The organism is uncultured Intestinimonas sp. (genome assembly GCF_944387245.1).
Lineage (GTDB): Bacteria > Bacillota > Clostridia > Oscillospirales > Oscillospiraceae > Intestinimonas.
Map to the genome: position 1 here is coordinate 1 of NZ_CALXEE010000073.1, position 11,810 is coordinate 11,810.

An 11,810-nucleotide genomic window follows, 5' to 3' on the forward strand; every position below is an offset into this window, starting at 1 on the left:
GAGCAGGGTGGGCTGCAGGAAGGAGACAATGCACACTGGCATGCCGATATTCATGACCAGCGGCGGAACGATAAAGACACCCAGCAGATTCAAAACCCAGGCCAACGCGGCAATCAGGGCCATGACCTGTAAACAACGGCAGGAATACCGGTTGGCCTCCCGCTCGTTTTCCAGAAAAATGTAATTTATGCTTCCCTCTCCCGTGTGGATCTCCCCCCAGTGCCATGCGGGTGGCCGGATCTTGCCCCGCCGTCCTGTATGTGTCTTTGCCTAAGATCAGTCACCAATATCGGTGTGCCCCTGCTCAAATTCCCATTGCAGGCCATAGCGGTCAATAAAATAGAAATAGCGCACCTGCCCCAGGATCTTGGCTGTCTCGGTGTTTCTCCCATCGGTTTCCCCGGGAGCCTGATCGAAAAACCGGACTTCCTCCGGCCGGGTCTCACTGATCTGATAGACCCGGTAGGCCTCGGTCTCGTTGATGAGTCGGGTGTCCGGCATGGACTGGATATGGGCAAAGGCTGCTTCGATATTGGTGACCTTCAGTGCCACATGGCGGGCGCCGCTGACATCATTGGCGGCAAAGACCACCGGCTCCGTCCGCCCCTTGGGATAGTGGTACTGCATCAGCTCCAGGGTGAGTTTTGTGCCGGGTACATTGACAAAGGCAATGGAGACGTCCCCGTCGGCAGCCTCATCTACAAAGCCTCCCGCTTTGAAAAAGCCTTTATTTTTCCAGTGGGGCAGGCAGTGGTCAGGCTCTACTCCCAGCAGGTCGCGGTAGTAAGCCACAGCCTGCTCCATGTCGTCCACGAAAATGCAGATGTGAGACAGGCCAATGATGTTTGGAAGTTCGGGCCGGATTGTGCTCATTTGATTGCCGTTCATAGGTCCTCCCTCCTTATTCGATGGTCAGAATGTCACTGAAGCCCGTGACTTCAAATACTTCCATTATGGTCTCGTTCACGTGGCGGATGACCATTTTTCCCTGTTTGTTCATGATCTTCTGCGCCGCAAGAATGACCCGCAGGCCGGCAGAGGAGAGATACTCCAACTGAGCGAAGTCCAGCACCAGCTCGGTCACGCCGGTCAGGGAGCCTTTTACCTCCGCCTCCAGCTGAGGTGCGGTCGTCGTATCCAGCCGTCCCTCCAGGGCAAGGGTCCGTTTGGTCCCTTCACTTGTTTTTACAATATTCATAGTAAGTCCTCCCTTTCCGTGATTCCATGTCGCTTCTCGCTTAAAACAGGATTGTCACTGTGTTGACGCCGTCGTCGCAGGTCCAACGGCTGTCCTTTGTCTTTGCAAGGGCCAGCTTGACGCTCATTTCCTCTCCCCGGGTCAGGGGGTCATATGCCGCACCCGCCCAGCGGATCACCGCTTCACACTGGCTGCCGTCCTCCCGGCAGGCCGCGTCGAAAGACATCGTCCAGCCGCCCTCCGGCGGAAGTATGGGCAAAATAACCGACACACACAGTTCCTCGAAAATCTGCTGAAATTTCAGGGACTGGTCGGCCCCCAGCAGATGTTTACGGGCAAAGGCGTCGATTTCAGACGCTGTGCCGAGGAAGTCAAACTCCCTGGAAGATATCTCTGTGTGGAAGGTTTTCAGCCGATGGACAAAGGCCCGGCAGCGGTCGGTGGCAGGATGCTCAAAAATCTGCTCCGGCGTACCCTCTTCGTAGATCACGCCCTGGTCCATATAAAACACTCTGGTGGAGACGTCCCGGGCAAACTTCATCTCATGGGTGACGATGAGCATGGTCAGCCCCTGGCTGGCCAGGTTGCGGATGACCGACAGCACCTCGCCCACCATGGTGGGGTCCAGGGCGGAGGTGGGCTCATCGAACAGGACAATGTCGGGTTCCATGGCCAGTGTGCGGGCAATGGCCACCCGCTGCTTTTGCCCGCCGGAGAGCTCATCGGGGTAGTTCAGCGCCTTCTCCGCAAGGCCCACGCTCTGAAGCAGCGCCAGACCCCGCCCGTATGCCTCCTGCCGGCTGAGGCCCAGCAACTCCACCGGAGCCAGCATGATATTTTCCATCACGGTCAGGTGGGGGAACAGATGGAAGGACTGGAACACCATGCCCATATGCCGGCGGACGGCGCTGAGCTCCCGGGGCCCGGCGCCGGTCATGGTCTGGCCCAGCACCTGGATCTGGCCATCGGTGGGCTCCTCCAGCCGGTTGAGACAGCGCAGCAGGGTGCTCTTGCCCGTACCCGAGGGGCCGATGATGGAGATGACGTCCCCTTGACGGATCTCCGTATTTACATCCTTCAGAGGGGTCACATTGGGATAGGCCTTCTTTAGATGGGCGACGGAGATGACCGTCTCCCCCTCTGGCCGGGGCGCGGGACCTGGGGCGGAGGCGGACGGGCTTTCCTTCTCCACATCTTTGAGGGCCCTGGGCCGCCGCTTGGGATCGATGCGCAGCTCCGCCAGATGCAGCAGTGAGGTGAGGGCCCAGGCCAGCAGGAAGTAAATCACCGCCGTGACAATGAGGGGAAAGAATGCCTCGAAGGTGCGGCTGCGGATGAGATCGGTGGCCTTGGTCAGATCCTCTACGGCGATGTAGCCCACCACCGAGGTCATCTTGACCATGGAGATGAGCTCCCCCTTGTACACCGGCAGGATATGCCGGGCGGCCTGGGGGGCGATGACCTTGGTGAAGGTCTTGGTGCGGCCAAAGCCCAGGGCGGCGGCCGCCTCCCATTGGCCGGCGTCCACCGCGTCGATGCCGGTACGAATCATCTCAGACACATAGACGCCGAAATTGATGGCGAACGCCAGGATGGCGATAACCACTCCGCTGAGCATGGTACTGGCAAAGACGATGTAGTAGAGCACCATGAGCAGCACCAGGGTGGGGATGCCCTGGACCAGCCGGATAAAAGCGGCGACCAGGAGGGAGGCCGCTCTGCTTCGGCTCCGCCGCACCAGGCACAGGCCGAAGCCCAGTACCGAGCCAATGAGCGCCGAGCACAGGGAAATGACCACCGTCACCCCCAGGCCGGACAGAATCATCTGCCAGCGGTTCTCCTCCACGAAGGTCTTGCGGAAGCTGTCGGCCAGCCCGGCCCAGAAGCCCGGCTCCTCCGCCTGAGTGCTGACGCCCAGGTCCTCTGCCCGGACCACCAACACCACGCCGCCGGTATAGTGGGCCGTGGCGAAGTCGATGCTCTCCTTCCGCTCCTCGGTGATGCTGATAGAGCCGGAGACGATGTCCGCCCGGCCGCTCATGAGCATGGGCATGAGGGCATTGAAATTGCCCTGGGTGATCTCCAGCTCCATGCCCAGCTCCTTGGCGATGAGGGTCACCAGCTCCACCTCGTAGCCCAGGGATACGCCCCCCTCCCCCACATAGCTCATGGGCTCCAAAGAGGGGTCGTGGACATAGCGCAGGGTGCCGTTGGGGGCGTCATACTCCCCCACATCGATGGTCTTGGCGCTCTCGTCGGCCCCCAGCCACTTGTCGGCCAGGGCGTCCAGAGTGCCGTCGGCCTCATAGGCCTCAATGATGGTACTGACCTGGGCGGTCAGGGGGCTGTCTTTGGGAAGGCCCAGTCCGTAGCTGTCAGGAGCGATGCTCTCAGGGAAGACAGCCAGCTCCGGCTGCCGGGCCGCGGCCAGACTGGCCAGAGGCAGATCGAGAAGCACCCCGTCTACATATCCGTTTTGCAGTGCCAGCAGCATGGACGACAAGTCGTCGTAATACTGGATACTGACATCGGAAATGGTCTCCTTGGCCAGCTGGTCCTGATAGGAGCCCGTCAGGGCCCCCAGCGCGCTCCCTTCAAAGTCGGCCAGGGTTTTAAACCGGGCCTCTCCAGTCCCAGTGTTTGCCACCACCACCACGATGCCGCCAGTATAGTCCGGCTCGGAGAAGTACACCCGCTCGGCCCGCTCCTCGGTGACGGTGAAGCCGGCGGCTCCCAGGTCATACTTCCCCGCCTCGATGCCGGCAATGAAGGAGGTGAGCTCCACGTTGTGCAGGTTGAGGCCATAGCCGTAAGCCTTGCAGAAGCGGACCACGATGTCCACGTCATAGCCCACGGTCTCCCCATCCTTCACATAAGCGAAGGGCGCACTGCTGGCCTTGGCGGCAAATTCCAGGGTGCCGTTGGGGGCGGGCAGCCCGGTCCAGTCCTCCACCACCTGGACGCTCTCGTCGGTGCCGAACCAGATCTCCTCGATCTCCTCCAGGGTACCGTCGGTCTGGATCTGTGCCAGAAACTCGTTCATCTGGTCCCGGAGCAGGGCGCCTTTTTCCGTCTTGGGGAAGGCGAAGGCGTAGCCGTCCTCGGTCAGATAGTCCTCCAGGTAGGTCACACCCGGGTTCTCAGCGCACAGCACCCGGGCCATGGGCTCATCCATGAGGAAGGCGGAGATCTTGCCCTGTTCCACCGCCAGGGCCATATCGGCATAGGTGGTGTAGTACTCTTTTTTTGCGTCGTTGATGTAGGTGTCGGTGTGCTGGTCAAAGGTAGAGCCGGTCATGACCCCGATGGTCTGCCCATCCAGCTGCCGGATGTCGGTGATGGGGGCACGCGCCCCCATCTCCGCGGCGCAGCCCGTCAACACCCCCACCAGAAGGATCACCAAAGGCAGATAGATGAGGCTTTTCTTCATCCCAATCACTCCTTTTTCAGCCGTTCCAGATCCAGCATGCCCAGCTTGTTGGCCGCGAGCATCAGCTCCGACTGCAGGCAGGAGATGCCGCAGGAGGTCATAAAGAAATCCAGGAGCACATTGCCTGCCACGGCCAGGCCGATGGCCTCATCCGGGATCCCCAGCTGGGCCAGCAGCACTGTGTAACAGGTCAGGCTTCCCCCGGGCACAGGAGGGGCTGCAATGGCCAACAGACCCGCCGTCAGCACACCTGTGACCACCCAGGAAAGGGGCATGGCCACCCCATAAAATTCCGCCAGGCCCAGCGCCAGCACAAAAAAGCCCACCGCGCCGCCGGTTTTGAACATCACCTGTCCCAGAGGGACGGCGAAATGAACGATACGCCCGGAAATGCCCAGCCGCCGCTCGCAGGTCTCCAGATTGGTGGACAGCGCGGCCGAGGAGGAGGCGGTGGACAGGGCGATGAGATAGGTGGGCAGCAGCTTGCGCAGCACCATGGAAAAGGATACCCTCAAATGCAGGCAGGCCCACAGGGCATAGATCAGGGGCCATGCTATGCAGGCGGCGATTCCCAGGAGCAGCCCCTTTACCACACCCCCCAAATTGCTCACCGCGTCGGAGAGCATGAGAGAGAGCAGACTCACAAAGACAAAGAGGGAGATATAACGGCTCACGATCTCCATCATGAACTGCACTGCTGTATTGAGCTGGCCCAGCAGAGCGCGCAGGGCGGAGGTCTTTTCTCCCAGCACCAGCAGCACCAGCCCCGCGCAGATGGCCATAAAGATGATCTGCAGGGAGTTACCCTCCAGGAAGGGGGTGACGATGTTCCCGGGAACGATACCCAACAGCATACTGTAAATCTGAGCGGCGGCATTTTCGCCCATGGACGCCGCCCCGCCTTCCGGCCGGAAGATCCACACCAGGCAGGCCGCCGTCACTGCCGTCAGCAGAAAAATGGCTCCCAGAAAGCGCAGCAGCACCAGCTTGCCGATCCGGCCCAGCATATGTACATCTCCAATGTTGATGATCCCCCAGCACACACTGAGGAAAATCATGGGGCTTGCCAGGGTCTGCAAAATGCCCATCAGCGCGGTAAACAAGGGGTTTACTACGCCGGCCGCCGCCTCTCCTGCCGGAGCGGGCAGGGCAAGGAGTACCGCCCCCACCGCCCCCGCACTGAGGATGGCCAGGAGCAGCTGGAGCAGGGGGCTGATCGTTTGTGGTTTAGAGAGATAGAGCGCCAGGCGGTTGACCCCGTCCTGATAGGAATAGACCGGGGCGAGGCCTGCCTGCGCCAGCAGATTGGAGCAGAGCATCTGGCCGGCCATATCGGCAGCCGCCTCATCGGGGTCGATGCGTCTGCCGGGTGCTGTAATCTCAATGTACATCCGTCCCAGTCGGGTACCGCATCGGAAGGTACATACCGTTTCTTTCTCGGCATTGGATCTCCACAGTCCCAGGATCTCTTCCACCGCCAGACGCAGACGGATGATGTCCTTCCGATTCACACCCGCCTGTTCCAGCCCGCCGGCCAGCAGATGGGAGAGGGTGTCAATGCCTGCTCCGTCCAGCGGCACTTCTTTCCGCTGCTTTAGCAGGGTCAATTTGTTGTTGCTCATGAGATAAAACTTCTTCCCTATTTGATGATTCCGTGATCTCGGGCCAGCGCCTCGATACTGCGGTCGTAGGTGGCCTCCGCCTCCTTGGAGAAGAAACAACCTGGGACACCTTCGTTGTGATCTCGATGGTGAGCGACACATTCACAGCATTTCCCGTGCCGAGGGCAGTCATAGGTGCAGGGGCACTCCCGCTTATTGTCACAGTGTTGTGTCATATCTATTTTCCTTTCTGTCTTGAATATCAGGATTGTGAACCCAGCCAGGCCACAAAATCCTCTGTGGAATCGGTAAAGGCAATCTCCGTCTCACCCCCGTCAGCAATCAGGAATTCGGTGAGGCCATATGGCGAATCCCCGCCGCTCCAGTCATAGGTGTAACCCAGCCTGGTCCAAGGGTAGTCGCTCTCAAAGTAGGAATAGAGGATGTTGCTGTCAAACCAAGCTCGATACGCCGGGTCTGTGACCTGGTCGTATCCGTTTGCCATCTGAGCGGTCACATCGGTCACATAGGCGGGGCGGATTACCTCAGATGGCTCCACCCAGAAGGCGGTGAAGCGGGTGTAGCCTTCGTCGGCATGGACGCCTAGCAGCTGCGCAAACCGCAGCTCCCAGTCGGTGACACCACTTCCGTTTTCCAGGTACCAGTCTGTCAGTTCCCCCAGAGAGGTGGCCCAGATGTCCTTGTGTTCCAATGCTTTCCCCGGTTCACATGGTTCTGCATAGTTGTGCCAGGTGACCAGCAGCACCCGCTCTCCCGCCTCGTCCCAGATGACCTGCGGGTCTTGCTGCGTCAGACAGACCAGCTCCATCACCTCGCTATCCTCGCTGAATACCGCGTCGGCCATAGCGGCTGCCCACAGCTCTTCGATGGAGGGTGAGGGCTCACTCACACATCCGGCCAGCGGCAACAGGCTCAGGCAGACAGCAACCGCAACAAATCTTCTTTTCATCAAATAAATGAATCCCTCCTTGCTGAAACGGCTGTAGCCACCTAGATTTGGAAACTCTTCGGCACTGCTTGACCCTTTTCTACCTGGGTACTATTTTTAGTTTAATGATAATTCTGTCATTGTGAACCAACCGCAAAGAATTTGCTTTCTTTTGCGCAGAATCTGTAAACATTCACCCACGAAAGGACTCCCTGGAGGAGCTTAACGAGATGTGCCGGTTCACTGAAGATTCAGGGCCACTTTTCCCACATGTTCAAACCCGGCAACGAGTGGATGCTGGAGGCCGCCCAAAAGGAAGTGACCACAACTGGGAGGAATTGCTCACCCTCTGAGCCGTCCGGCGATCCGCGCTGTCTCATGAAAGGACCGTAGGGCACACATTCCATCAGAACAGCCGTTGATCGTGTGTTCCGAATATAAAATCGCAGGGCTCCGCACCACGTTATGGGTGCGGAGCCCTGCTTTTTACTCGGAGAGAAAGCACCGCCGCCGGCCGAGACACGCAAAAAGCGTTCGGCAGCCGTCAACGGCAAGCCAAACGCTTTGCGTGCTTCTCTAAGAGGCGGGGATACATATGAATTGAAATACTCAGTCGGCCCAGTGGGCATTTTTAAAGATCGCCCGGCCCACGCCGATGAGGTCGGCACAGCCCTCCTCCAGAAGGGTCTCAGCCTGCTCTGGGGTGGTAACCCCTCCTGTCAGAAGGACGGGCATGTGAACCTCCTGCTTCACGGGGACAGACAGATCTCGGAAATACCCAGGCTCACCATGTCCGGGGCGGATAAAGCCGTTCATACCACCGGTGAGATGGAGCAGATCCACACCGCTCTGCTCCAGCAGCCGACAGGCCTCCACACAGTCCTCTACGGTACTCCCTCCGGCCTCATAGTCACAGCCGCCTAGCCGCAGAGCAATGGGAAAGTCCTCCCCCACAGCCTGCCGCACCGCCCGGATAACCTCTCGATGGAATCGGATGCGGTTTTCCACCGACTGAGGACCGTACGCATCGGTCCTCTGATTGGCCAGCGGGGAGAAAAACTGATTGAGAAGATAGCCGTGAGCAGAGTGAAGCTCTACCCCGTCAAAGCCGGCCCGTTTTGCCCGAAGGGCGGCCTGAGCAAACCACTCCGTGACCTGATGGATCTGCCCAAAAGTCATCTCCGCAGGCAGCTCCTCCCGCTGCTTGGGGTGGTAGATCGGGCTGGGGCCTACAGGGGGCTGCCCGGTGGTTTTGGACAGCGCCGCCGAGCCCGCATGGCTGAGCTGTGCAAAGACTTTGACTCCCTCCTGGTGGATGCAGTCGGTGAGACGCCGAAGGGAGGGAATCACATCGTCGGAGGCCATGGAGGTCTGGCCGGGATGAGCCTTCCCCTGGAGGTGGATATAGCTGTGTTCCGTGATAATCAGGCCAATTTTGCTGTACTTGGCCCGCTCCCGATAGTAGTCGCATACCACATCGGTCACATAGCCGTTCTCGTCCGCCTTTGCAGTGGCCATAGGAGGCATCACCAGGCGGTTCGGCAGGGTCAGGTTTCGGATCGTAATGGGATCAGACAGATGTGTCATAAGAAAAATTCCTCCACAGAAAAATTATGTCGTTACCTGCGCGCTGCGGCTGGTTTTTCTCCATTCCGCCAGACCAAAGTCCAGTGCCAGCACAAAAGCGCAGGCATCGCCCACCGGTCCGGCCCACAGAGCCCCTTCCACCCCCAGAAAGCGGGGCAGAATCAGCAGGGCCGGCAACAGGAAAAGTACTTGTCGGGACAGTGAGATCAACGTGGCCTGAACCGGCTTCCCTACTGCCTGGAAAAAGGTACCCGTACACAGCTGGAATCCGTTCAGAACAATCAGCAGTAGAAAGATCTTCAAACTCTTAACGGCAAACTCACGGTACAGCGCAGACTCGGAGCCAAAGATGCTGACGATCCTGTCCGGAAACAGCTGGAACAGGACGGTACCCATCCCCATGACCAGGGTGGAACAGATGATGGCCAGGAGATAGGTCTTTCGGGCCCGTTCCGTCCTTCCGGCCCCATAATTGTACCCGATGATGGGCTGGGAGCCCACGGAAATACCGATGACCACACCGGTAATGATCTGATTGACCTTCATGGTAATGCCTAGGGTAGTCATGGGAATTTCGGCGCCGTACTTGGATGCTGCGCCATATTTGACCAACACGTTGTTCATCACGGTAATCACGATAGTGGCTGCCAGCTGGAGGAAAAAGCTGGAGATTCCAAGGCTGCATACTCTGCCGCATAGCTTCCATCGGGGGAGCAGACAGTCTGGCGTCAGGGTGATGCACCGGAACTTTCTCAGATACAGCAAGGTCAGCACGCAGGAGACAACCTGCCCCAGAACCGTCGCAATGGCAGCCCCCCTTACCCCCATGTGAAAGGCAAAGATAAACAGAGGGTCCAGAATCGTATTCAAAATGGCTCCGCTCAGCGTGGACAACATGGCGTAGACCGGGCTTCCGTCGGCCCGTACAATGGAGTTGAACCCCATGCTGAACATGTAAAATGGGAAACCCATCACAATGATGTACCCGTACTCCAGGGCGTAGGGCATGGTGGCATCGGTGGCGCCGAACAGGACGCAGAGCGGTTTAAGAAATGCCAATGACAGCACAGTCAGCAGAATACTGACTCCCACTGTAAGGGTAATGGCATTGCCAACGCCCTGAGCGGCTCCCCGTCGGTTCTCCTGCCCCAGGCACAGACTGAAATAGGCGGTGGTACCGTCTCCGATCATCAGTCCCAGGGCCAGAGCGATGACCGTGAGGGGCAAGATCACGTTGGTGGCTCCGTTTCCCAGGTAGCCCACGCCACGGCCAATGAAAATCTGATCTACAATATTATATAAGGTGCTGACCACCATGGAAATGATGCTGGGAACGGCAAAGGTTCCCAGCAGCTTTCCCACTGGCTCATACCCCAGGGGATTTGTTTCCGCCTGCATAAAAGTTCTCTCCTCTCCTTCTCTGTCTTGCATCCACGGGAGATCCCCGCAATGGAATATCATAAACTTTCCTACAATGGGAAGGTCAAGAGAAATTTTATGCGCACGGTAAACGAGTAAGACGGGCACCGGGAAGGACTCCCGATCCCCTCGCGTTTAAATTTGTCCCTGTAGTTCCAGCGACTGTCCCTTCAAGTCAAAGTGGGCGGCGGTCAGATTGGTGATAATCACTTGGTCAGCCTGGGTATGCCGGGCAAAGTAGTCCGAAATCAGGGTGTCCACATGTTCCAGCGCCTGAGCGGGTCGCAGCTGGCAGAGATAGTCTCCCTCTGGCAGTACTTCCAGGTCGGTAACATCCTCTTTCTGCTGGAGCACCTCCAGAAAAATATCCGTGACAATTTCTTTTCCCCTCTTCCGCGCGATGAGTCCAATAGGAAAGGTGAAGGCGGGCAGCAGACCCAGGGCCTGCCCCCGGAGAAAGATTTCCGTAGAACTCTGTTTGAACGCCAGCTCTCCGCCGGATGGGGTAAAGGGCTGCCGTAAAATAAGACGCCGGCTCAGATGCCGCCGGCAGATCCCGCCTTGCCGTTGAGCACCCTGGTTTTCTTCAATCCGGCGGAGTGCCTCCTCCATCTGTTGCATGGTATTGCGGAGGTGGACCAGCTTCTCCCGGGCCTTTTGTTGCCCGTCCTGAAGCAAGCTCCGAATGTCCAGTGTCTGGTCGGGCTGTCGGTACCGCTCCGCCTCCCGCAAGGGAATGTCCAGCTCCAGACACATCAGAATCATATCCATCTCCACCAACTGCTCCAAAGCATAATACCGATAGCCCGTCTCCGGGTCGGTATAGGCGGGGATCAACGCACCGATCCGCTCGTAATAACGCAGTGATTTGGGATTTACATTGCGAAGTCTGGCAAAGTCGCTGATGGAAAGATAGCCTTTCATCTGAGATCCCTCCTTGATCGTTCCTTGACTTTCCTATAATGGGAAGGTATATGCTGTCATTATACAACATACTGCCGAGAACGGCCAGAGACAGGAGAGAACTGTATGATTTACAAAACCAAAGGCACCTGCGCCAAGGAGATCAAATTGGAGGTGGAACACGGCGTCATCCGGTCGGTGGAGTTTGTGTTGGGCTGCCCCGGCTTTACCCAGGCTCTCAGCCGCCTGCTGACAGGAATGCGGGTGGAGGACGCGATCGCTCAATTGAAAGGAATCCAATGCCTGGATAAAGGAACTTCATGCCCGGATCAATTGGCCCTGGCGCTGTCACTGTGTAAGGAATCGGGGGAAACGCCGTCTTAAGGCTGAGAATTACTTCCATTAAAGCGCTTATCATTAAGAAAAAACATCTGGAAATTCCTCTCATAGCATCACGCAGGCGCTTTCTCTACAGAAAAGCTGGTGGAGCTGGCACAGGCGCTGGGCGCCGTCTCAGGGAAGAAACACCTCATGCTCCTCTGCTTTGCAGCCAAAGGTCAGGCGCTTGGCCATCAGCTGCCTGCGCCGCTTTGGGCCGATGCTGTCCTATGTGACGGAGGAGCCGTGTCACTGCGGCCGTAATCGTCGGATCGCAGTGACAGACGGAAGAGCGGATATTTCCGAAAATGAAATAGAGCGGGCCTGTTCACACAGGCCCGCTCT

At 58.2% G+C, this 11,810-nt stretch carries 9 protein-coding genes and 2 pseudogenes; 1 reads left to right on the forward strand and 10 read right to left on the reverse strand.

The genetic code is table 11. From position 1 onward, the window contains the following. Positions 1-276: 276 nt before the first annotated feature. The 10 genes and pseudogenes from Q0K15_RS09175 to Q0K15_RS09215 all read right to left on the reverse strand — a co-directional run bounded on the left by Q0K15_RS09175 (position 277) and on the right by Q0K15_RS09215 (position 11,108). Positions 277-888 (reverse strand): VOC family protein, encoded by a 612-nt coding sequence (locus tag Q0K15_RS09175; RefSeq protein WP_294515541.1) that lies wholly within the window; start codon positions 886-888, stop codon positions 277-279. Between the two features lie 13 nt (positions 889-901). Then, positions 902-1,198, reverse strand: a complete 297-nt coding sequence (locus Q0K15_RS09180; RefSeq protein WP_294515543.1) for an STAS domain-containing protein — start codon at positions 1,196-1,198, stop codon at positions 902-904. Positions 1,199-1,607: 409 nt separating this feature from the next. Next, a pseudogene (locus tag Q0K15_RS11155) lies at positions 1,608-2,324 on the reverse strand (amino acid ABC transporter ATP-binding protein); the annotation flags it as partial. 114 nt (positions 2,325-2,438) lie between these two features. Further along, positions 2,439-4,628: pseudogene (locus tag Q0K15_RS11160) on the reverse strand (ABC transporter permease subunit); the annotation flags it as partial. Positions 4,629-4,633: 5 nt separating this feature from the next. Next, positions 4,634-6,250, reverse strand: a complete 1,617-nt coding sequence (locus Q0K15_RS09190) for a cation:dicarboxylase symporter family transporter (RefSeq protein ID WP_294515548.1) — start codon at positions 6,248-6,250, stop codon at positions 4,634-4,636. A 17-nt stretch (positions 6,251-6,267) separates the two neighbouring features. Continuing rightward, positions 6,268-6,465 (reverse strand): hypothetical protein, encoded by a 198-nt coding sequence (locus tag Q0K15_RS09195; protein WP_204738022.1) that lies wholly within the window; start codon positions 6,463-6,465, stop codon positions 6,268-6,270. Between the two features lie 26 nt (positions 6,466-6,491). Then, complete coding sequence (locus tag Q0K15_RS09200) at positions 6,492-7,199, reverse strand: hypothetical protein (protein ID WP_294515551.1); 708 nt, start codon at positions 7,197-7,199, stop codon at positions 6,492-6,494. A gap of 588 nt (positions 7,200-7,787) precedes the next feature. Continuing rightward, a complete protein-coding gene (locus tag Q0K15_RS09205; protein ID WP_294515552.1) occupies positions 7,788-8,765 on the reverse strand; it encodes an NADH:flavin oxidoreductase in 978 nt (325 codons plus the stop codon). A gap of 24 nt (positions 8,766-8,789) precedes the next feature. Continuing rightward, positions 8,790-10,163 (reverse strand): MATE family efflux transporter, encoded by a 1,374-nt coding sequence (locus Q0K15_RS09210; protein ID WP_294515554.1) that lies wholly within the window; start codon positions 10,161-10,163, stop codon positions 8,790-8,792. Positions 10,164-10,319: 156 nt separating this feature from the next. Continuing rightward, positions 10,320-11,108, reverse strand: coding sequence for a MerR family DNA-binding transcriptional regulator (locus Q0K15_RS09215; protein ID WP_294515556.1), 789 nt, complete (start codon positions 11,106-11,108; stop codon positions 10,320-10,322). A gap of 105 nt (positions 11,109-11,213) precedes the next feature. On the opposite strand from Q0K15_RS09215, the gene Q0K15_RS09220 reads away from it, so the two are divergent. Further along, the gene (locus tag Q0K15_RS09220; protein WP_294515558.1) at positions 11,214-11,471 is read left to right on the forward strand and encodes a TIGR03905 family TSCPD domain-containing protein; all 258 of its coding nucleotides are present in this window, start codon (positions 11,214-11,216) and stop codon (positions 11,469-11,471) included. Positions 11,472-11,810: the final 339 nt, after the last annotated feature.

Bases quoted from the DNA above. Each gene is read 5' to 3' on its own strand.
- Q0K15_RS09220 (WP_294515558.1), top strand. From the start codon at position 11,214: ATGATTTACAAAACCAAAGGCACCTGCGCCAAGGAGATCAAATTGGAG.
- Q0K15_RS09180 (WP_294515543.1), bottom strand. From the start codon at position 1,198: ATGAATATTGTAAAAACAAGTGAAGGGACCAAACGGACCCTTGCCCTG.
- Q0K15_RS09175 (WP_294515541.1), bottom strand. From the start codon at position 888: ATGAACGGCAATCAAATGAGCACAATCCGGCCCGAACTTCCAAACATC.
- Q0K15_RS09205 (WP_294515552.1), bottom strand. From the start codon at position 8,765: ATGACACATCTGTCTGATCCCATTACGATCCGAAACCTGACCCTGCCG.
- Q0K15_RS09210 (WP_294515554.1), bottom strand. From the start codon at position 10,163: ATGCAGGCGGAAACAAATCCCCTGGGGTATGAGCCAGTGGGAAAGCTG.
- Q0K15_RS09190 (WP_294515548.1), bottom strand. From the start codon at position 6,250: ATGAGCAACAACAAATTGACCCTGCTAAAGCAGCGGAAAGAAGTGCCG.
- Q0K15_RS09200 (WP_294515551.1), bottom strand. From the start codon at position 7,199: ATGAAAAGAAGATTTGTTGCGGTTGCTGTCTGCCTGAGCCTGTTGCCG.
- Q0K15_RS09215 (WP_294515556.1), bottom strand. From the start codon at position 11,108: ATGAAAGGCTATCTTTCCATCAGCGACTTTGCCAGACTTCGCAATGTA.
- Q0K15_RS09195 (WP_204738022.1), bottom strand. From the start codon at position 6,465: ATGACACAACACTGTGACAATAAGCGGGAGTGCCCCTGCACCTATGAC.